The following is a 21,588-nucleotide window of genomic DNA, read 5'->3' as shown; positions in this document are numbered from 1 at the left end:
TTCGGGTGGAATATAGGCTAAATTTTAGTCTACGCAATATCCGAAGGCTGGATTTTTGATGACTTTTTTTAATCGTCACGACAAGCAAAGTTATAGATTTTTTAAAAGTGTTTCGCCAATGGTATTATGGGCGGCTAAGCAGTGAATTCTTGTGGCCTTAAAGGTAGTGTATTTGTGGATCGTGAGTCGTTAGATCGTCGCTTGTCTGTCGCGCCAATGCTCGATTGGACAGACAAACATTGTCGTTATTTTTATCGTTTGATGAGCCAACAAACGTTGTTGTATACCGAAATGGTGACGACGGGTGCCATTATTTTTGGCAAAGGGGACTACCTCGGTTATAACCAACAAGAACATCCTGTTGCGTTGCAATTGGGCGGTTCTGATCCCTCGGCAATGGCGCAGTGTGCATCTATTGCCCAAGCGCGCGGTTATGATGAAGTGAATATCAATGTGGGTTGCCCGTCAGATAGAGTGCAAAATGGTCGCTTTGGTGCTTGCCTTATGGCTGAACCCGAAGTGGTGGCTGAGTGCGTCAAAGCAATGCAGGCAGAAGTTGATATTCCTGTCACGGTAAAATGCCGTATTGGTATTGACGATATGGATGAGTATGAAGATCTCACTCGTTTTGTGAAGGTGGTCGCAGAAGCTGGGTGCAATACGTTCATTGTTCATGCTCGGAAGGCTTGGTTGCAAGGGCTGAGTCCGAAAGAAAATCGCGATATCCCCCCGTTGTGTTATCCGAGAGTGTATAGCTTGAAACAAGAGTTCCCAGAACTCTCAATCAGTATTAACGGTGGAATCAAGACCTTCGAAGACGCTGCAGAGCATTTGACTTATGTGGACGGTGTAATGATAGGGCGTGAAATATATGCAAATCCCTACATGTTGGCGTCAGCAGACGAAATGATATTTGGAATGCCTGCAACGACATACTCGCGGGAGTATGTTGTCGAGCAAATGAGTCATTATATTCGTGAGCAGGTGAAACAAGGCGCTCGAGAGTGGCATATCGCGAGACACATGTTGGGATTATTCCAAGGTCAGCCGGGTGGGCGCGTATGGCGTCGTTATCTCAGCCAAAATGGCACTGGACGTAGCCCTAAAGAGGACGTGGTTCTGCATGCATTAGATGCTCTAACAGAGGCGGCAGAGCAAGCACGCGCACGAACTTCAAGTATTTAACAAAAAATCGATTTAAATTTTGGTTAAATTGACCATGCGTGTGGTTAATTTAACCACACTTCAAATTATTCTTCTAATTTTTAATGTTTGCATTAATTTCAAGTTTCCCGATAAAACTCAATTAAAACAATCGGTTGTCGTTTATTTTAAAAACTGGCACGAGTATCGCTATACCTTCTACAAACCAACGGTCAAAACCAGTTACGGAAGGTGAAATATGAAATTTTCAAAACACATTGCATCAACGCTAGTGATTAGCTCATGCCTTTTTGCACCGATTGCGAGTGCGCAAGAAGGTGTCGTGCAAACCATGGTCAGCCGCATGCTAAGTAGTGTTGTCGAGCTGACTGTTGATGAATTGCAAAATCAAGCGGCTGAGGCCGTAGCGAATACAGCACACCAGTTTTCAGATAAAGCCGACGAGGTTCAGACACAAGTAAAAGTGACTGAATTAACCGCGGTAAAGTCGCAAAAACAAGAATTACCTGAATCAGAATAATTGAGGAGATACATCATGGGAATGTTTTCACGTATATCAGACATCGTTCAATCAAACATCAACGCAATGTTAGACAAAGCAGAAGATCCTGAAAAGGTGATTCGTCTAATCATTCAAGAGATGGAAGAGACACTCGTTGAAATCCGCTCTGTTGCCGCGAAAAACCTGGCGGATCAGAAAATGCTGGACCGCAAAATCGCTGAAACGGAAAGCCGTGCTCTGCAATGGCAGAAAAAAGCTGAGTTAGCGGTTGAAAAAGCAAGAGATGACCTTGCGCGAGCAGCTTTGACTGAAAAGCATAATGCAGAAAAAGCGGCAGAAGAGCTTCATCACCAAAAGGCTCAGCTGGAAGAGTTGATCACGAATATTCAAGAAGACACGGCGCGTTTGCAAAACAAGTTGAGTGAAGCGCGAACCAAGCAGAAAAGCTTGGTTAGCAGAAAGCAGAACTCAGTGGTTCGCCTGCAAGCAAAAAGTACGGTTAACAGTGATGCGATAAACAAAGCAATGGCACGTTTTGACCACTACGAAACGCGAGTCGAAACGCTTGAGGCGCAGGTTGACGCATTTGACATCGTGCCTTCATCTACACAGCTTGCACAAGACTTTGCTGCGCTGGAAAAGGATGAAACGGTTGAGAATGAACTAGCTAAATTGAAGGCGAAATTGGCTAAAGCAGAAGCGCCTGCTGCAGCGAAGAAGTCGACTTCTAAATCTTCAAAGAAGGCTGCTTAAGCAGCCCTCTTTAAACCGCAACGTTGTTGGAGGTTATGATGAAACCAGAATTTGATATCAACAGTATTTATCGCAGTCGTCATGAGAAGATCATCGCAGGCCTGGCGGGTGGTATCGCTAGACGCTTTGAGTTTGACGTACTTTATGTGCGTATCGCTATGGTGATTGGTATGTTCATTGCCCCCATGCTATGCGGTATGTCCTATCTTATTGCCAGCTTATTGCTGAAGGAACGCTAATATGCGTACGCTACTCATCATCGTGCTTGTTGTGTGGAGTGTCAGTTATGTAACTGACATTTCATGGTTCGACAATATGCATTTTCACACAGACTTTAGTGATAATTTGATGTCCGTTGGTGAGTGGTTTTTCGGTACATTGGTTATCGCTGCTGTATTCCTAATTTTGGCGGCAATTTTAGCAACCGGGTTTTTAATGCTCTTTTTCGTCGGGGTTATTGGGGCGGTCGCATTTTTCGCAGCGTTGGGGTTGAGTATATTGTGGCCCGTTGCAATTGCTATTGGCTTATACTTTATATGCAGGGATAATCAACACACGGTTGCTTAGGCAATTGGCCGTTGATCATCTAGACTACAAAGACTAACTGCGCATTTTGCCAAATATTGATAAGGGAATTATGAAGAATATACTGACAGCCAAAGCTATAACCGCCGGTGTATTAATCGTTGTTGTGCTTTTAACACTTTTAGGCTGGTACTGGAGTGATGAGCCTGACGTTTTTGATGTTCAACAACGAGCGAGTGAACATGCCATTGCAGCGAATGAAAGTGTCGTGGCCGGGTATACCGTTTCTACTGCTTTGATTGAAGTCGGCGATACGTTGTTAAACAAACCGGGTGGCTATTTGGCAAACGATGTTATGCCTCCATCATTGTTTATCGATAATATGCCGGCGTGGGAATTTGGTGCACTGGAAATGATGCGTGATCTCGCGCTTGCTATGCGTAAGGATTTTAGCCGTTCTCAGTCACAATCGGTCGAAAACCCAATGCTTATCAAAGCACAACCTAAGCTGAATATAGATCATCGCAGTTGGTTATTGCCTTCAGCTGAGTCACAGTATTCAGAAGCCATCGATTTATTACGTCAGTATCGTAGCCAGCTCGGCGATCAACAAATGGATGATAGCCAGTTCTATACTCGTGCAGATAACTTACGAGATTGGTTGAAGCAAGTCGAAAAGCGTCTAGGTAGCATGTCTCAGCGATTGAGTGCAAGTGTTGGAACCGAAGTGTTGAATACTGATTTGGCTGGCGACCCTCAGGCTCATCAGTCAACGCCTAGCAATAATAAAATTCAGACCAAAACCAGTTGGTTCAAACTGGATGACAACTTTTATGAAGCACGCGGTGCGAGTTGGGCACTATTGCATTTCCTTAGAGCTATCGAGTACGACTTTGCCGATGTGCTCGCTAAGAAGAATGCGACGGTAAGCTTGCAGCAGATCATTAGAGAGCTTGAGGCAACACAGCAAACGGTGTGGAGTCCAATGATTTTAAATGGCAGCGGATTTGGTACCTTAGCCAATCATTCACTGGTCATGGCGAACTATATTTCTCGCGCGAATGCTGCTTTAATAGAGCTATCAGAACTTCTAAATCAAGGTTAATCCTACATGCGCAAAACAATTATTGCGGCTGCGACTGTGTTCGCAGCTTCGTCATTCAGCGCCCATGCCGATACAGTGTTGGGTGTATACGCTGGAGCTCAAGGGTGGGATATGTCGACGGCGGGCGGTTTTGCCGACGAATCAAGTATTACCCAGTTCAATTTTGACTCTCAAACCAATGGCTCAGTTTATGTTGCGCTTGAGCACCCTGTGCCATTCGTACCAAACGTAAAAGTAAGTCGTACAAATTTAGATACTAACGGTAGGACAACACTAACGTCTTCTTTCACCTTTAATGGAGAGCTATTTACGGCTGATTCACTGGTATCCACTGATATTGACCTAACGGCCACTGATTTCATTTTATATTACGAAATTTTTGACAATGATTTAGTAAGTGTCGATATCGGGATCAACGGTAAATACGTTGATGGCAATCTTCTTGTCACTGATAGCGCATCGAGCATTACTGCGACCCAAGCGTTTAGTGGTGTCGTACCTATGGGGTATTCGCGAATTGCATTTGGTTTGCCTTTTACTGGATTGGGCGTATATGCAGAGGGAAGTTATTTAGCCATTGATGATAGCAAGGTGAGTGATTATCAAATTGCTGTGACCTACAGTTTTATTGAAAGCCTCGCGCTCGACTTAACCCTGCAGCTAGGGTATCGAGACACTACGGTTGAATTGGATGATTTGGACAACACTTATTCAGATTTAACCTTTGATGGCGCTTTCGCTGGTATTGAGTTTCATTTCTAATTGATGTGCTCTTAAGTCAATTAAGTAATAAAAAATCGTTTTTAATTCTTTCCTGTTTATAACACTTCTCGCTAGCCTTACACACACATTGATAGGCTAGCGTTCCTATCCTTATTTATTTTTATGTTGGAGATTTCTCGTGAGTGGCCAAAAACCGGGTGTGCTTAGCCCTGAACAATGGAACCTGATCACTCAAGCGATCGCGCCGTTAAACCGTGATCAATTGACGTGGGTAAGTGGGTACCTTGCCGGCTTAGCAGCAGGCGCACCAAGTGACCAAACAACTTTGAAGTCTGCTCCCGCTCAAGCGGATGCAGCGACGTTTACCGTTTTGTATGGAACGCAAACAGGTAATGCAAAAGGGATCGCAGCTGATTTACATAATCAACTAGAGCAAGCTGGGATTAAGGCCACCCTGGTAAGTATGGCTGACTACAAGCCGCGACAAGTCAAAAGTGAAAGCCATTTAGCCGTTATTGTGAGCACCCATGGAGAGGGGGATGCACCGGATGATGCTATCGAGTTCCACGAATTTCTCGCCAGCAAGAAAGCGCCCAAATTACCTAATTTGCAGTATGCAGTGTTGGGGTTGGGGGATTCTAGTTATGAATTTTTCTGCCAAACAGGTAAAGATTTTGATTCACGTTTAAGCGCGTTGGGCGCGAAACCCATTGTTGAACGTGTAGATTGTGATGTGGATTACGAAACCGCGGCTAAAGCGTGGATCGAGCAATTAATCGCTTTTGGTAAAACAACCGCATCGGCGCAAGCGTCGAACGTGGTAGCAATGGACAGCGTTGCTGCAACTGCTCCTACGTCAACATACAACAAACAGAATCCTTTCGAAGCGAGCTTGTTGCAAGTTCAGAAAATCACTGGCCGAGACTCCGTTAAAGATATTCGCCACATCGAAATATCTTTGGAAGATTCGGGGATTCAATATCAGCCTGGCGATGCTTTGGGCGTGTGGTTCAGCAATGACCCTGTGATTGTCGATGAAATCATCAGTTTGTTGAAGTTGGATGCTGAGCAAGCGGTGGATGTCAAAGGCGAGTCCTTGACCTTAAAAGCGGCGTTATCGGATAAGTTGGAGTTGACCTTAAGTTACCCAGGCTTTGTTAAAGCCTATGCAGCCGCTACCTCGAATGCCGCATTATCCGAATTGATGAAAGATGCAGCCCAGTTTAGAGCGTATCTTGCAGACCGCCAGATAGTGGATATCATTCGCGAATACCCTGAAACGATTGAAGCTCAAGCATTGGTTGAAGCGTTGCGTCCTATTACACCTCGTTTGTACTCCATCGCATCGAGCCAAGCAGAAGTTGAAGATGAAGTTCATCTCACTCTTGCGCATGTTGACTATGAATTTAATGGTGTGCGTCACCAAGGCGGTGCATCAGGATTTTTGTCCACACGTGTAGAGGAAGGGCAGTCTGTACGTGTATTCGTGGAAAATAACGATAATTTCAGGCTTCCTGCAGACCACAATACGCCAATCATAATGATCGGTCCAGGTACCGGTATTGCGCCGTTTAGAGCGTTTATTCAAGAACGAGACGCCGCTGGAGCGGAGGGTGATAGCTGGTTGTTCTTTGGCAACCCGAGCTTTACTCAAGACTTTCTTTATCAAACAGAGTGGCAGCAGTATTTAAAGTCAGGTGCACTAAGCCGAATTAGTTTGGCCTTTTCTCGTGACCAAGCTGAAAAAATATATGTCCAGCATCGAATCCTCGAAGAGGGCGAAGCCCTGTTCCAATGGTTAGAAGCTGGCGCCCATGTTTACGTGTGTGGTGATGCTATGCACATGGCGAAAGATGTTGAAAACGCTCTGCTTGAAGTCATTGGCACGTACGGCAAGCGTGACGAAAAGGCAGCAAAAGCTTATTTGGTTGAATTACGTAAGGCGAAGCGATATCAGAAGGATGTTTACTAATGAGTGATAAAAATAATCTTATTGTTGAAGGTAAGCTTTCTGACAACGAGCGCTTGAAAAAAGAAAGTAATTTCTTACGTGGCACGATTGAGCAAGATTTGGCGGATCCCGTTACCGGTGGCTTCACGGCTGATAATTTTCAGTTGATTCGTTTTCACGGCATGTATCAGCAAGATGACCGTGATATTCGCAATGAGCGTACCAAACAAAAATTAGAACCGTTGCACAATGTCATGTTGCGGGCTCGTTTACCTGGTGGGGTTATAACTCCAGAGCAATGGCTAGTGATTGACCAATTTGCGCAAGACTATTCGCTTTATGGCAGTATTCGCTTAACTACACGTCAAACGTTTCAATTTCATGGCGTATTAAAGCCGAATATTAAGCTGATGCACCAAACCTTAAATAAGGCTGGAATAGATTCAATAGCGACTGCGGGTGATGTAAACCGTAACGTACTGTGCACATCTAATCCCGTCGAGTCTGAAGTGCATCAACAAGCGTGGGAGTGGGCGAAAAAGATTAGTGAGCATTTACTACCTAAAACGCGGGCCTATGCAGAGATTTGGTTGAACGGTGAGAAAGTCGAAACCACTGATAAAGAGCCAATTCTTGGTGAAACGTATTTGCCGCGCAAATTTAAAACCACGGTGGTGATCCCACCGCAAAATGATGTGGATGTGCATGCCAACGATTTGAATTTTGTCGCCATTGCCGAAAATGGAAAGCTTATAGGCTTTAATGTTTTGGTCGGTGGTGGACTGGCCATGACACATGGCGATACCAGCACATTCCCTCGAAAAGCAGATGATTTTGGCTTTATTGATTTGAAAGATACGCTGGCGGTTGCAGAAGCGGTAGTGACAACCCAACGAGATTGGGGCAACCGCGTGAATCGTAAGAACGCCAAGACAAAATATACGCTGGAGCGTGTCGGTGTTGAAACCTTTAAGCAAGAAGTCGAATCTCGCGCGGGTATTACATTTGCCGCTAGCCGCCCGTATGAATTTACCGGGCGCGGTGACCGCTTTGGCTGGGTTGAAGGAATTGATGGTAAGCATCACCTAACGCTATTCATTGAGAATGGTCGAATTTTGGACTTCCCGGGTAAACCGCTTAAGACAGGGTGCGCAGAAATTGCCAAAGTTCACCAAGGTGATTTCCGCTTAACCGCAAACCAGAATCTTATTATTGCTGGCGTGCCTGCTGAGCAGAAATCAACCATAGAGTCGTTGGCTATTAAGTATGGTTTATTACAACCAGACACCAGCGCTCAGCGCCAAGATTCTATGGCCTGTGTGTCATTACCCACTTGTCCTCTAGCGATGGCCGAAGCGGAGCGTTATTTGCCCGATGCTGTTACTGAACTTGAAGGCTTGTTGGCGAAACATGGTGTTGCGCAAGACAGTATTATCTACAGGGTGACAGGGTGCCCTAATGGCTGCGGTAGGGCCATGCTTGCGGAAGTCGGCCTAGTCGGTAAAGGGCCAGGTAAATATAACTTCCATATCGGCGGAAACCGCGAGGGTACGCGGATCCCGAAAATGTATAAAGAAAACATCAGCCATGACGAAATTATGCAGCACTTGGACGTGTTGATTGGCCGTTGGGCTGCCGAACGTGAAGCCGGCGAAGCCTTTGGTGATTTTGTTGTTCGAGTTGGGGTGATCAAACCCGTGGTCGATTCGGCCAAGGATTTTTATGAGTAATCTAAACACTCAAATACAGCGCGGTGCTGAGTCCATTCCTAGATTGCATGCTGAATCCAGTGCAGATGACATAGCGCTGGCTAATGAGGTGCTTGAAGGGATGAGTGCTCAACAGCGTATTGCATGGGCGCTGAATGCACTGCCAAATGAAGCAATTGTTTCCAGTAGTTTTGGCGCGCAATCAGCCGTTATGTTGCATTTGCTCACGCAACAGCAAGCGGACATTCCGGTAGTTTTGACGGACACGGGGTATCTTTTTCCGCAGACTTATCAATTTATTGATCAGTTAACCGAGCGTTTATCGCTCAATCTGCGCGTATATCGAGCTGAATTGTCGTCTGCATGGCAAGAGGCTCGCTTCGGAAAGTTGTGGGAAAAAGGTCTCGAAGGGATTGAGCAATACAATAAAATGAACAAGGTGGAGCCTATGCAGCGAGCGTTGAAGGAACTCAATGCCGGTGTATGGTTTGCCGGATTGCGTCGCTCTCAATCCGATTCGCGTGAACATCTGCCCGTACTGCAAAAAGTCAATGGGCAATTCAAAGTGATGCCCATTATCGATTGGACTAACAAAGATTTGCATTTTTATTTAAAAGAGCACGACCTTCCGTATCATCCGCTGTGGGACGAAGGATATGTCTCCATTGGTGACTGGCACACTACGCGTAGCTTGCAAGAAGGTATGAGCGAGCAGGATACCCGATTCTTCGGACTAAAACGCGAATGTGGACTGCATGAGTTTGGTGACGGTATTTAACCCATAAATTCAGCTCGAGTGCTATGTTCTCGTAGCACTACTGCTGACTTACATTGAATGCTTGCTCTAAAAGTATGAGTAAATCGTGGGAGTAATCCGCTCTCGCCTGTCTGGATATGAGTCGATACAGTTCGCTTCCCACCCTTGTGAATTTGTAATATACCAGCGCTGTCCCTTGGCGCTTGGGCGCTAATTCAAAGCTCAAATCGGCACATCGCCACGCTTCTGTACGAGATGGATCTAACTCACCGGTTTCGATCTCACTGGAGAATAGCAACCCCATATCAATTAGCGCTAATAAGTCAGGATAGGTGATGCCATAGTGGGAAAGATTTAAGTGCTTACTGTGTGATTGAGTTAACCACGCGAAAAAAGTGGGTTTCTGGTGGTAGCCTACTAGTAAGCGCGGAACACTATCCTGTTTACGCCGGCTTGCCACACTGGCCACTTTACTAAACAGCTTGGCGTCTTTTTGGGTTAATTGTTTGAGTAATGCCAGTGTTTGAATTGAAAAGCTACCGGGGCGGGCAACCTCTACAGCCATTATCTTGCCCCATAGCGTTTGCATTGCAGGCGCATGAATATCTTCAGCGAAGCGCGCAAAACTGAAAAACCAATCGGGGTCGAGGTTGTCGGTCTGCTCACTTTCAATATTCACCGACACCGCATGTTCTAACACGCGCTGAAGATTAAGTAACCGCTGCTGGGCGAGTAATTGCTCTCTGCGATGAGTTTGTTTAATCCAATCAACAGCATTATCAATACCAGAGCTTTCGTCTACGCCAACTTGAGCGAACCAACGGCGAATGACATCAACAGACCGCTTTTGCCGCTCACTTTTATTTTTCGCAGACGTTTCAGTTGTGGCCTTCTTTGACGTTTTCACAGCGCTTGTCGATTCAGCCCTTGCAATGGGTGCTGACACTGTGTTTGGGGAATTTTCTATCTTCATATAATCAAAGGCGACAAGATAACGCCACTCAGAGTTTGCAAATTACCAATATAGGTTTAGGATAACGTAAAGGTAGGTCAATTAACTAATTAGAATTAATGGTTCCTAACGATTACGAAAATGATGAATTAATCTTCAAAGAAGAAGATGTTAATGACACGTCAGCGGTAGAGGATTATCGCGTTTGGAATATCCTTGTTGTTGATGATGATGAGGAAATCCATACCGTAACTCGACTTGCCTTATCTGATTTAATTGTCAGTGATCGCAAACTTAATTTTCTTCATGCCTACACGGGCCAACAGGCTCTCGATATATTAGCCGAATACAAACGTGAAATAGCCATCATATTACTTGATGTGGTTATGGAAACGGATGATGCCGGCCTGAATGTCGTTAAATATATGCGTGAACAAATGTCATTGGTTGAACCTCGTATTATTTTACGAACGGGGCAGCCGGGGTACGCTCCGGAAGAAGAAGTGATAAAAACCTATGACATTAATGACTATAAAACCAAAACGGAACTCACCCGCGGCAAATTGATGACAGCGGTCATCGCATCTATTCGTTCATACCAGCAATTACGCATGATTAATCAGAGCCGAATAGGGCTGCAAAAAATCATTCAATCGGCTGCTCATTTGCTAGAAGAGCACTCGGTCAAAGGGTTTTGCGAAGGTATCGTCACTCAAATTAGTTCCATGATTGGCCTTGAAGCCGAAGGGGTCGTGTGTGCTCGAGCCGGCTCAGTTCTCGATAAAGAAGATGACGATGGTGTGTATGTACTAGGGGCCGCTGGCGACTTTGCAAAACATATAAACGAACGCATCGAAGAATTGCATGACCCAGTCATTGTCGAGCATGTTAACCGCTGTTTGAAATTCCAGAAACATGTGTTTGAGCCAAGTTTCTCGGTGTTGTATATCAATAGTTCAGGGTTTGAGGCCGCTGTTTTTGTGCATATGCGCAAAGAACTTGACGAACTTGATCGACAACTACTGGAAATCTTTTTGTCCAGCGTGTCGGTGGGCTACGAAAACGTCAATTTATTCCATCAATTGCGCAATGCCGCATTTCGCGATTGGTTAACACGCCTGCCTAACCGAAACGAATTTATCAATATGCTGGATAGGCCTCACCACATCCAGTCTAAAAACATGGTTAACGTTGCTCTGATTGATATTAACCATTTTTCTGATGTGAACGATGGACTAGGGCAGGAAGTTGGTAACCAAGTACTCAGCGCCGTATCCGACCGGTTGCAAGAGTGTTTTGGCGAAGAGGTTAAGAAAGGGCGCATTGGTGCCGACGTTTTTGGTTTGATTGGTGATGAGGAAATAGTAAATCCGCAACGTATCAACGATGCGTTTCAATCCTCATTTATCGCCGGTGATCATACATTACCGATTAACGTTACCATTGGCTTAACACGCCTTACCGGAGAGAGAAATCGCGGCAATACACTGTTGAAACAGTCGAACATTGCGTTAAATCGAGCGAAAAAGAACCTCACCGATAATTACGAATATTTTGCTCCAGAGATTGAAGAGAAGACCACGTGGCGACTCAATATGATCCGTCGCCTGCGGGTCGATTTTGCCGATGATAAGTTGGAACTTTGGTTCCAGCCGCAAGTGGATCTGGTCAGTGAGAAGGTTGTAGGAATGGAAGGCTTGCTTCGTTGGCCAGACGGCGAAGGGAACTATATTTCACCTGCCGTATTCGTTCCGTTGGCCGAATACTCGGGTCTGATCGTTGATATTGGTCAGTGGGTTTTAGAGGCGTCATGTGCGCGGATCAGGGAATTGTGTGATGCGGGTTATGCACATTTGCGCGTTGCGGTTAACATTTCAATTCCCCAGTTCCGGGATCGCTTTTTCGTTCAAAAAGTCAAAGATGCGATTGAGAAAAACGGTATCGATCCGAAACTGTTGGAACTTGAAATAACTGAAAGCGTGGTAATGGATGAGCCGCAAATAGTCATCGATGCACTGCGTTCATTAAAAGAATACGGCGTTGCGATTGCCATCGACGACTTTGGTACGGGGTTCTCGTCCATGAGCTATCTGCAGCAATTGCCGTTAGATCGCTTAAAAGTAGACCGTTCATTCGTGAGTGATATTCAGCCAGGTGGTAACGCGTTTATTGCTGAAACCATTGTAACGCTAGGCAACAAGCTGGGATTAGCGACTATCGCAGAGGGTGTAGAAAAAAGAGAGCAAGCAAGCTACATGCTTAAATTGGGCTGTGACGAAGCTCAGGGTTATCTTTATGCTAAGCCAATGCCATTTGATCAGTTAATGGAGTTCCTTGCTGAAAAGCAATAATACACGCTGTCATCAAAATATGACTTAATTGTCATATTACTGTCATAAAACTATGATCGGGAATTGAAATCCCGATCAATTCTTTGCTATACTTCTCTACAGTTGGTCGAAATGTCATCAAGAAGTGGTCAAGATGACGTCAACACGACCATATTGAGGAGTATTCTATGCGTAAAGTTTTAACGGTAATGTTGTTGGCTCTTGGAGCAACCGGTGCGCATGCTAAAGCGGGTGATAACCAAGCTTTCGATTGTATGGATGCAAAGACGTTTGAAATCAATAGCGAGTGCATGGCGACTCAAATCAGTAGCAATATGGCATTTACAAGTGCACAGCAGAATATTGTTATGTCGGCACAAGAGAGCTCTGAAAACGCAATGGCAACAGTTTCATTCTACCCAGAGTTGAGATTGATCGAAGTGGTTGCACATAGGGATGCAACATTTGCGAAGCTCGAGAAGAACGACAACAATTAAGTTCAGTTATAAAGCTTTAAAAAAACCAGCATTAGCTGGTTTTTTTATGCCTGTTTAACATCAAAATACGCGATTTAGCCCGTTTAATGCCGCTACTCGGTATGCTTCTGCCATCGTTGGGTAGTTAAAGGTGTTATTGACAAAATAATCAATGGTGTTGCCTTTGCCTTCTTGTTGCATGATCGCTTGACCAATGTGAACAATCTCTGAGGCACGCTCCCCAAAGCAATGGATCCCTAACACCTGCTTGGTTTCTCGGTGAAACAAAATCTTAAGACTGCCTACTAATGTTGAAGCTATTTGTGCGCGGGCAAGGTGCTTGAATTGCGCGCGGCCCACCTCATAAGGAACTTTCATCGCCGTCAGTTCTTGTTCTGTTTTACCGACCGAACTGATTTCAGGAATGGTGTAGATCCCGGTAGGAATGTCCTCAACGAGGCTGGCATGACTTGCACCATCGAGCATGGCTTCAGCTGCGAAACGACCTTGGTTATAGGCTGCCGATGCTAGGCTAGGATAGCCGATGACATCACCTACCGCATATACGTTCTCGATCGCAGTTTGATAGTTTTCATTGACCGCAAGTTGACCCCTTGAATCAGCTTTTAAGCCTATATTTTCAAGTTTCAACATATCAGTGTTACCTGTACGTCCATTGGCAAACAGCAAACAATCAGCTTTCATGCGTTTACCCGACTGCAAGTTAAGAATCACGCAATCATCATGAGTCTCTACGGATTCATAGGCTTCATTGTGTCGGATCACAACACCATTGTTCCACAGATGGTAACTGAGAGAATCCGACACTTCAGTATCCAGAAATGACAACAAGCGCTCGCGCATGTTGACTAGATCGACTTTTACACCCATGCCTCTAAAAATTGAGGCATATTCGGATCCGATCACACCTGCTCCATAAATGATGATCGTTTTGGGATCATGCTTCATGGTGAGTATGCTGTCAGAGTGGTATACACGCGGATGATTAAAGTCGATATCGTCAGGCATGTATGGGCGAGAGCCGGTAGCAATGGCAACTTGGTGCGTTGTTATCTTGTCTACTGAGCCGTCGGGTTTAAGGATTTGTATGGTATGCGCATCAATGAAACTTGCTTCACCGTGCATGAGAGTGACCCGGTTGCGACTGTAAAAAGAAGAGCGTAGCTGGGACTGTTTACGGATCACGCCACTGGCATGTTGCATGATATCGCTAAACGTTAGTGTCTGGATCGTATTTTCATTGAACAACGGTGTACTGTTATATTCAACCAAACGACTAACCGAATGACGCAATGACTTTGATGGAATAGTGCCCCAATGCGTACATCCGCCACCGACTGATTCGTACCGTTCGATAACGGCAACTTTTTTGCCTGCTTTTGCCATTTGCATGGCAACACCTTCTCCACCAGGACCTGTACCAATAACAACAGCATCAAATTGGAATGAAGTAGGTAAGTCGCTTTTTTTGGATTTTCCCATAGTAATCAACGCATCAGACTTTTTTGTTAGTCTAGATGAGTTTCCGCATAAGAAAAAGGCTTGCGATAACATCAGCAAGCCTTTTATATCAACGTGATTTAACCGTTATTAGGAATGTGTCGCAAACTGTATGTATTGCAGTTGGTGTATGGTTAACCATTTTTCTTTTTGAATGGCCAAGGTTTGCTTTAACTCTTTGTATTTGTAGGTAAGCTCTAATGCTTCCAGATTACGTTGCAAACTACGCTTTTTAATCGCAACTAAGCGCTTTTTAGTTGTGTAATACTCGCTGATTTTTTCAATCAGTAAATTGTATTCGCGCTCAACCAAAGCGCGCACCTCGTCGGCATTTGGCAAATGGGCGATTTTTTCTTGCGCGTGTTTGAGCTGCATATGCGCTTTCGCTTTTTCGATGCGTTCTTCAGGAGTCCGGCGTAAGTCCCAAGTTAGGCCTACAAATGACAAACCGCGGATCAACCATTTGGTCGGATCGTACTGCCACCAACGGATCCCATTGCGGTAGTCATACTCGAATATATGGTGGTAGTTGTGATAACCCTCACCAAACGTAAATAAAGCCACAACCCCATTATCTCGTGCGGTATTCCCATCCGTATAAGGCTGGTTGCCCCACACATGAGCTAGAGAGTTAATAAAGAAAGTAACATGATGCACAGCTACTAGGCGGAACACGCCAGCAAGTAACACCATTCCCACTATCGAACCGTTCAACCATCCAAGGAAAGCGGTTATGCCAAAGTTGGCGATCAGTACAATCGGGATGTAGTAATTGTGCTGCCACATAACAATAGGATCTTTCTGTAGATCACGGCAATTTTCATAGTTGTCGTAGCGATGGGCTTGATACTCTCTTAGCATCCACCCCATGTGCGAATACCAAAATCCACGTTTCGCTGAATAAGGGTCTTTGTCATTATCATCAACATGTCGATGATGTACGCGGTGATCTGAACTCCAGTGCAAGATGCTGTTTTGTACCGCCATTGCACCGCCAACCGCTAATACCCAACGCACGACCGGATTGGCTTGATAAGTCTTATGCGACCAAAGACGATGATAACCCGCAGTAATGGATATACCGGTAAAGAAGAAAAGCACTACTGTGGTAACGATTTCAACCGTATTAAAGCCAACGAAGTAGGCCCAAAGTGGAACACCTACCAAGGCAATAAGCCCGGTGGTAACAAAGATGGCGATGTTTAAAGGGATCAGAGGTGGTTTTTTCATGATAAATATTTCAGCGTACAACTGTTCGCCGATTTTACGGCAATTTTGAGATTCTGCAACATAAGAACGATGAGTTGCTTGGAACAAAGTTAAAATTCAGTAACAATACTGCCAAACATCCAGACAGTGACCAATGTGAATCAACGCGTGACCCGCCAAGAGCAGAAACTGAAGACTCGGCAAAATATTGTTAATGCCGCTTTTAGTTTACTCGATGAAAATAAAAGCCTGTCTGCCATCAGCTTACGTGAAGTTGCGCGTGCTGCCGGAATTGCCCCGACGAGTTTTTATCGTCATTTTAAAGATATTGATGACCTGGGTTTAACACTGGTTGATGAAGCCGGTCTAGCACTTCGTCAGTTGATGCGTCAGGCGCGCAGAAGAATCGAGTCTGGTGGTGGTGTAATCGATACTTCAGTGAATACGTTTTTGGAGTTTATTAGCGCGAATACCAATGTGTTTCGCTTGTTGCTGCGAGAACATACCGGAACCTCTGCCGCATATAGAACGGCTGTACAACGAGAGATCCAACATTTTATTGAAGAGCTAACCGATTACATTATTGAAGTGCAGGATGTGCAACACAATTTGGCGTTTGTTCAAGCCGAAGCAATGGTTAAATTAGTGTTTAGCGCGGGGGCTGAAGCGCTAGAATCAGACCCCCAAATGCGCACTGCAATTGGTGAACGCGTAAAACAACAGCTTCGCTTTATCCAGTATGGTGCAATGTCCGCGCGGAAATAGCTATTGCCGTTTTTTGAGCGTTACGCCGCACTCAAGGTGCGGGGTATAAGGAAACTGATCAAATACCGCAAATGCTGACACTTCATGTGTTTTGACCAACGATTCAAGGTTTGTTTTAAGTGTTTCCGGATTGCACGAAATATAAATAATGTGTTCGAAATCACTGATCAATGCCAAGGTTTCGTTATCCAACCCACTTCTGGGGGGATCGACTAATACCGTTGAGAAGTCGAACTGCGTTAAATCGATTTCGCCGAGTCGAGTGAACTCTCGTTCTCCCCGCATTGCTTGTGTAAATTCTTCAGCTGACAAGCGCACGATATCAACATTGTTCAGTGTATTCTGTTGAATATTAAATTGTGCCGCTTCAACTGAAGGTTTGGCTATTTCAGTACCCACAACATGGCCGAACGCTTCTGCGAGCGGCAAACTGAAGTTGCCAGCCCCACAATAAAACTCAACTAGATCGCCACCATTGTCTTTACAGTTGTCGAGCGCCCACTCGATCATGCGGCAATTTACGTCAGCATTGGGCTGGGTAAAACTATTTTCGATATGCTTAAAGACAAAATTCTTGCCATTTATCGGCAAGGACTCGATAACAAAGTCATTGCCCAAAATAATTTTTTGTTTTCGTGCTCGCCCTATAATGCTGACCTTGCCTAATGTTTGCAGTGCATCTTGTAGTGTTAAAGCTGCGTTTTGCCAATCTTCATCTAGTTGGCGGTGATATAACAAACTGATGACCAGTTCACCCGATAGAGATGACAGGTAATCTATCTGAAATAACTTTTTGCGCAGCACATCTGATGGGCGCAAGTACTCCATCAATAATAACATGGCACTATTGATGATTTGACTGGCGGGTAAAAATTGGTCAACGCGGACTTTTTGCTTGGTGTCTTGATCAAACATGATGTGATAAAGATCATCACCATCATGCCATACCCTAAATTCAGCGCGCATCCTATAGTGCAAGGGCTGCGAGCGGTAGGTGTCTATATCAGATACCCCAAACGGAGAGAATGATTGCCTGATGTTGTCGAGCTTAATAGAAAGCTGATCTTCATAAGTGGCGGGATCAACGTGCATTTACTAACCAATCTTTATCAAAAGCGCTATTGTACCGTTTTCAAGAACAGCACGCAGTATTTAAAAAAAACACTAAACTATATTTTAGCACCGCCGATAAGTAGTCGAGGATAGTGAGGTATCTAACATGAATTTTGGCGAAATTAAGGCGTTTCACAACGAGCAGCCGCAATCGACAAAGCCGAGAGAAGCGTTGAACAAGCAGCTTCAAGCTGAAGGCTTGAAACAGGCGGCAAATTTCCAAGCATCGCAGTTGGCAACTAACGCTAGTGCGTCAGTCAGTGTGATCAGCTCTCAAACAACGGTCGGTTTGAAGATCTATAGTGGATCGATGCAGCAAAACGTTGTTGTTAACAATGAGCGAGCGTCTCAGCCAACCACATTTGATAAAGATAAACCGGCGTCTATGTTCGACTTTGAGAAAGTCGCTGAGAATGTAATGCGTTTTGTCGGTGGGGTTATTAAAGGTGCTGCGCGTGGCGGAGCTGATGAAGCTAAGCTAGCTGCTTTGTTCGAACAGGCACGCTCTGGTGTTGCAAAAGGTATCAAAATGGCTGAGCGAGATATTGGCGGTTTCATGAATGATGAAATTGACCAAGGCATCAGCAACAGCCGAGATCTTATTGCAAAGCGCATAGCGGAATTGGAGCAGCAGTTATTGAACCCTAAAGGTGAAGGTACGGAAAGTATATCGACGCTTACACAGTTAACTGCTCTGCAAGAAGACAATGGTAGTTTGGTCATACGAACTAAAGAAGGTGACGAAGTTACTTTGACTTTCAGTGATGTGCAAAGTTTGTCTTATATAAACCAGACAACATTGACGAATAATGCGGCTCAACCTGATACGAATGACAGTGCAGAGGATGGCGCTGAGACTTCAGGTGACGGCAACAAGGGTGAATCTGAACAAGGCGTAAACTTCACTCAATCTCTACAAGCTAAAACACTGGAATTTTCGGGCTACAGCATTGAAATAAAAGGTGAGCTGAATGAACGTGAGTTAGCATCCATTGCTGAGTTAGTATCAAATGCAAATGATTTGGCCGATACCTTTTATCGCGGAGATATAGAAACAGCGTTTAATCAAGCATTGGAGCTTGGCTATGACAAACAAGAATTGGTCGGCTATGCACTGCAATTGAATCGTATTGAACAAACCCAAGTGGTAAAAGCTTATGATTACGTGCAGCATTTTAATGATCAGTCCGGTGATGAAAGCGAAAAAGAGAAGTCTACTAAACCGGTAGCACAGTATTTAGATAAGATGCTTTCGGTGTTGGATCAAGCGCAGCAGCGACTTCAGGGGCCTGACGATTACAACACCATCATCAATGGCATTATTAATGAAATGAAAGATGTGCAGGTGCCAGATCTAGTTCAGGCAATTAATCGGTTCCATACGTTTAACCAGCAACTGTTAGAAGCATTGCCAAAGTCTGATACGCCAGTTCCGAGTGAGTAGAAGACAGATATAAAAAAGGCTGACATCATGTCAGCCTTTTTTATCAACAACGAAAAGTTAGTCTGAGACAACCTTATCTTTAGCAAAACGCACTTTCAGTGTTCGATCTTGGAACACTGAGTCATTTAAATTGTCGATTGCCCTGTCGACATCACTCGAAATAATTTCGACAAAACCGTAACCTTTTCTTTTACCTGTTCGTTTATCCTTCATTAAACGGACCGATTGTACTTTTGTGTGTGTTTGAAAATAGGCCTTAACCGCATCTTCGTTTGCACGGTAGGGTAGATTGCCTACATATAGAGTAGTAACACTAGCAGATGACGTATCATCACCTTCAAGTGAACCTCGGTTAAACAAACTCGCGATAAATGGTGTAGCCATCGCGGCCACAAAAACTAAAACAGCCAGCATGATATTGGCTGAAGTCAGTGATAGAAGAAAATCTGCAGTGAAAAAAGACAATAATGAGAGTGCAATGGCAATTGCCAAGCATTGCGGTAACTTAACATTCATAGCTTTACCTTATTTTTATTATGGATGTATAGATAAAAAGCAAAGTCTAGTCTACTAAGTTCAGGCATAGAAGCAAATGAGATTGTACATATAGCCTTCTAAAAGGATAGAAAACTAGCAGAAAATGGATGTTTAATAGCCAAACGCAAACAAACACCCAAAAAACACAAAAAAACTATTGACCTATGTTCTGTTGTCAGTAGAATGCGCACCTCGCTTCGGGGGGCTCTACAGCAAACTGAAACGAGATGTGACAAGCAAGCAAAAACTTTGCTAACTTTTTTAAAAAGATGCTTGACACAGCGAATAAACAGCGTATTATTCGCATCCCGCTTGAGGAGAGTCACTAAGACACTTCAAGCCGCAACGAAAGTTGCTTTGTTCTTTAACAATTTATAACAAGACAATCTGTGTGGGCACTCGTTAAGAGTGTCACAACGACAATTTATTTTTAGTTTCTGTTTACAGAAACGACGCAAGTATTCAATTGAAGAGTTTGATCATGGCTCAGATTGAACGCTGGCGGCAGGCCTAACACATGCAAGTCGAACGGTAACAGGATTAGCTTGCTAATCGCTGACGAGTGGCGGACGGGTGAGTAATGCTTGGGAATTTGCCTTTAGGAGGGGGATAACAGTTGGAAACGACTGCTAATACCGCATAACGTCTACGGACCAAAGGGGGCTTCGGCTCTCACCTATAGAGAAGCCCAAGTGAGATTAGCTAGTTGGTGAGGTAAAGGCTCACCAAGGCGACGATCTCTAGCTGTTCTGAGAGGAAGATCAGCCACACTGGGACTGAGACACGGCCCAGACTCCTACGGGAGGCAGCAGTGGGGAATATTGCACAATGGGGGAAACCCTGATGCAGCCATGCCGCGTGTGTGAAGAAGGCCTTCGGGTTGTAAAGCACTTTCAGTTGTGAGGAAAGGTTAATGGTTAATACCCATTAGCTGTGACGTTAGCAACAGAAGAAGCACCGGCTAACTCCGTGCCAGCAGCCGCGGTAATACGGAGGGTGCAAGCGTTAATCGGAATTACTGGGCGTAAAGCGCACGCAGGCGGTTTGTTAAGCTAGATGTGAAAGCCCCGGGCTCAACCTGGGATGGTCATTTAGAACTGGCAGACTAGAGTTTTGGAGAGGGGAGTGGAATTCCAGGTGTAGCGGTGAAATGCGTAGATATCTGGAGGAACATCAGTGGCGAAGGCGACTCTCTGGCCAAAGACTGACGCTCATGTGCGAAAGTGTGGGTAGCGAACAGGATTAGATACCCTGGTAGTCCACACCGTAAACGCTGTCTACTAGCTGTGTGTGAATTTAATTCGTGCGTAGCGAAGCTAACGCGCTAAGTAGACCGCCTGGGGAGTACGGCCGCAAGGTTAAAACTCAAATGAATTGACGGGGGCCCGCACAAGCGGTGGAGCATGTGGTTTAATTCGATGCAACGCGAAGAACCTTACCTACACTTGACATGCAGAGAACTTTCCAGAGATGGATTGGTGCCTTCGGGAACTCTGACACAGGTGCTGCATGGCTGTCGTCAGCTCGTGTCGTGAGATGTTGGGTTAAGTCCCGCAACGAGCGCAACCCTTGTCCTTAGTTGCCAGCATTAAGTTGGGCACTTTAAGGAGACTGCCGGTGACAAACCGGAGGAAGGTGGGGACGACGTCAAGTCATCATGGCCCTTACGTGTAGGGCTACACACGTGCTACAATGGCATATACAGAGGGAAGCGAGACAGTGATGTGGAGCGGACCCCTTAAAGTATGTCGTAGTCCGGATTGGAGTCTGCAACTCGACTCCATGAAGTCGGAATCGCTAGTAATCGCAGGTCAGCATACTGCGGTGAATACGTTCCCGGGCCTTGTACACACCGCCCGTCACACCATGGGAGTGGGATGCAAAAGAAGTAGCTAGTCTAACCTTCGGGAGGACGGTTACCACTTTGTGTTTCATGACTGGGGTGAAGTCGTAACAAGGTAACCCTAGGGGAACCTGGGGTTGGATCACCTCCTTACCTTAAGTCGATAGACATTTTTGATGCAGTGCTCACACAGATTGTTTTGTTATGAA

19 protein-coding genes and 1 rRNA gene are annotated in these 21,588 nt (G+C 45.0%); 15 read left to right on the top strand and 5 right to left on the bottom strand.

All coding sequences use genetic code 11. The annotated features are described in order from the left end of the window. Window positions 1-141 precede the first annotated feature (141 nt). The 10 genes from dusA to CSH93_RS16180 all read left to right on the top strand — a co-directional run bounded on the left by dusA (window position 142) and on the right by CSH93_RS16180 (window position 9,210). Window positions 142-1,185, top strand: a complete 1,044-nt coding sequence (dusA, locus tag CSH93_RS16225; RefSeq protein ID WP_276307709.1) for a tRNA dihydrouridine(20/20a) synthase DusA — start codon at window positions 142-144, stop codon at window positions 1,183-1,185. A 217-nt stretch (window positions 1,186-1,402) separates the two neighbouring features. Next, complete coding sequence (locus CSH93_RS16220; RefSeq protein WP_100644414.1) at window positions 1,403-1,684, top strand: hypothetical protein; 282 nt, start codon at window positions 1,403-1,405, stop codon at window positions 1,682-1,684. A gap of 15 nt (window positions 1,685-1,699) precedes the next feature. Continuing rightward, complete coding sequence (pspA, locus tag CSH93_RS16215) at window positions 1,700-2,419, top strand: phage shock protein PspA (RefSeq protein WP_100644413.1); 720 nt, start codon at window positions 1,700-1,702, stop codon at window positions 2,417-2,419. Window positions 2,420-2,454: 35 nt separating this feature from the next. Beyond that, window positions 2,455-2,658: a PspC domain-containing protein gene (locus CSH93_RS16210; RefSeq protein ID WP_100644412.1), complete on the top strand. Its 204-nt coding sequence runs from the start codon at window positions 2,455-2,457 to the stop codon at window positions 2,656-2,658. 1 nt (window position 2,659) lies between these two features. Next, entirely contained in the window at window positions 2,660-2,986 is a 327-nt protein-coding gene (locus CSH93_RS16205) for a hypothetical protein (protein ID WP_100644411.1), read from the top strand. 70 nt (window positions 2,987-3,056) lie between these two features. Further along, entirely contained in the window at window positions 3,057-4,049 is a 993-nt protein-coding gene (locus CSH93_RS16200; RefSeq protein WP_100644410.1) for a DUF2333 family protein, read from the top strand. A 6-nt stretch (window positions 4,050-4,055) separates the two neighbouring features. Then, entirely contained in the window at window positions 4,056-4,811 is a 756-nt protein-coding gene (locus tag CSH93_RS16195; RefSeq protein ID WP_100644409.1) for a TIGR04219 family outer membrane beta-barrel protein, read from the top strand. Between the two features lie 139 nt (window positions 4,812-4,950). Then, window positions 4,951-6,744, top strand: coding sequence for an assimilatory sulfite reductase (NADPH) flavoprotein subunit (locus tag CSH93_RS16190; protein WP_100644408.1), 1,794 nt, complete (start codon window positions 4,951-4,953; stop codon window positions 6,742-6,744). Beyond that, window positions 6,744-8,453 carry an assimilatory sulfite reductase (NADPH) hemoprotein subunit gene (gene cysI, locus CSH93_RS16185; RefSeq protein ID WP_100644407.1) on the top strand — a complete coding sequence of 570 codons (1,710 nt, stop codon included), beginning with the start codon at window positions 6,744-6,746 and terminating at the stop codon, window positions 8,451-8,453. The genes CSH93_RS16190 and cysI overlap by 1 nt, the downstream gene beginning before the upstream one ends. Beyond that, on the top strand, window positions 8,446-9,210 hold the full coding sequence (locus CSH93_RS16180; protein ID WP_100644406.1) for a phosphoadenylyl-sulfate reductase: 765 nt from the start codon (window positions 8,446-8,448) through the stop codon (window positions 9,208-9,210). Before cysI ends, CSH93_RS16180 begins: the two co-directional genes overlap by 8 nt. A 37-nt stretch (window positions 9,211-9,247) precedes the next feature. Here CSH93_RS16180 and CSH93_RS16175 read toward each other — a convergent pair whose 3' ends face one another. Then, window positions 9,248-10,096 (bottom strand): TIGR03899 family protein, encoded by an 849-nt coding sequence (locus CSH93_RS16175; RefSeq protein WP_164078397.1) that lies wholly within the window; start codon window positions 10,094-10,096, stop codon window positions 9,248-9,250. Window positions 10,097-10,260: 164 nt separating this feature from the next. Between CSH93_RS16175 and CSH93_RS16170 the strand changes: the two genes are divergently transcribed. Both CSH93_RS16170 and CSH93_RS16165 read left to right on the top strand, forming a co-directional pair. Continuing rightward, complete coding sequence (locus CSH93_RS16170; protein WP_100644404.1) at window positions 10,261-12,492, top strand: bifunctional diguanylate cyclase/phosphodiesterase; 2,232 nt, start codon at window positions 10,261-10,263, stop codon at window positions 12,490-12,492. A gap of 167 nt (window positions 12,493-12,659) precedes the next feature. Next, entirely contained in the window at window positions 12,660-12,968 is a 309-nt protein-coding gene (locus CSH93_RS16165; protein WP_100644403.1) for a pyridine nucleotide transhydrogenase, read from the top strand. Between the two features lie 60 nt (window positions 12,969-13,028). Here the strand turns inward: CSH93_RS16165 and sthA are convergent, their stop codons facing one another. Beyond that, window positions 13,029-14,450, bottom strand: coding sequence for a Si-specific NAD(P)(+) transhydrogenase (gene sthA / locus CSH93_RS16160; protein WP_100644492.1), 1,422 nt, complete (start codon window positions 14,448-14,450; stop codon window positions 13,029-13,031). 108 nt (window positions 14,451-14,558) lie between these two features. Then, entirely contained in the window at window positions 14,559-15,698 is a 1,140-nt protein-coding gene (locus CSH93_RS16155; protein WP_100644491.1) for a fatty acid desaturase, read from the bottom strand. Window positions 15,699-15,845: 147 nt separating this feature from the next. Here CSH93_RS16155 and fabR point away from each other — a divergent pair, with 147 nt between their 5' ends. Further along, window positions 15,846-16,442, top strand: a complete 597-nt coding sequence (gene fabR / locus CSH93_RS16150) for an HTH-type transcriptional repressor FabR (protein ID WP_100644490.1) — start codon at window positions 15,846-15,848, stop codon at window positions 16,440-16,442. On the opposite strand, the gene trmA is transcribed toward fabR, so the two are convergent. Continuing rightward, on the bottom strand, window positions 16,443-17,534 hold the full coding sequence (gene trmA, locus CSH93_RS16145) for a tRNA (uridine(54)-C5)-methyltransferase TrmA (protein WP_100644402.1): 1,092 nt from the start codon (window positions 17,532-17,534) through the stop codon (window positions 16,443-16,445). It lies immediately after the preceding gene. Between the two features lie 127 nt (window positions 17,535-17,661). Between trmA and CSH93_RS16140 the strand changes: the two genes are divergently transcribed. Beyond that, window positions 17,662-18,999, top strand: a complete 1,338-nt coding sequence (locus CSH93_RS16140; RefSeq protein WP_100644401.1) for a DUF5610 domain-containing protein — start codon at window positions 17,662-17,664, stop codon at window positions 18,997-18,999. Between the two features lie 57 nt (window positions 19,000-19,056). Here the strand turns inward: CSH93_RS16140 and CSH93_RS16135 are convergent, their stop codons facing one another. After that, window positions 19,057-19,515: an RNA recognition motif domain-containing protein gene (locus CSH93_RS16135; protein ID WP_100644400.1), complete on the bottom strand. Its 459-nt coding sequence runs from the start codon at window positions 19,513-19,515 to the stop codon at window positions 19,057-19,059. Between the two features lie 484 nt (window positions 19,516-19,999). On the opposite strand from CSH93_RS16135, the gene CSH93_RS16130 reads away from it, so the two are divergent. After that, window positions 20,000-21,532: ribosomal RNA gene (locus CSH93_RS16130) — 16S ribosomal RNA — on the top strand. The last annotated feature ends 56 nt before the right edge of the window (window positions 21,533-21,588 follow it).

It is taken from the genome of Neoalteromonas facilis (assembly GCF_002807665.1).
Classification (GTDB): Bacteria; Pseudomonadota; Gammaproteobacteria; order Enterobacterales; family Alteromonadaceae; genus Alteromonas_E; species Alteromonas_E facilis.
Note: the sequence above shows the minus strand (reverse complement) of the source record. Positions and strands in the feature narration are given on the sequence as shown.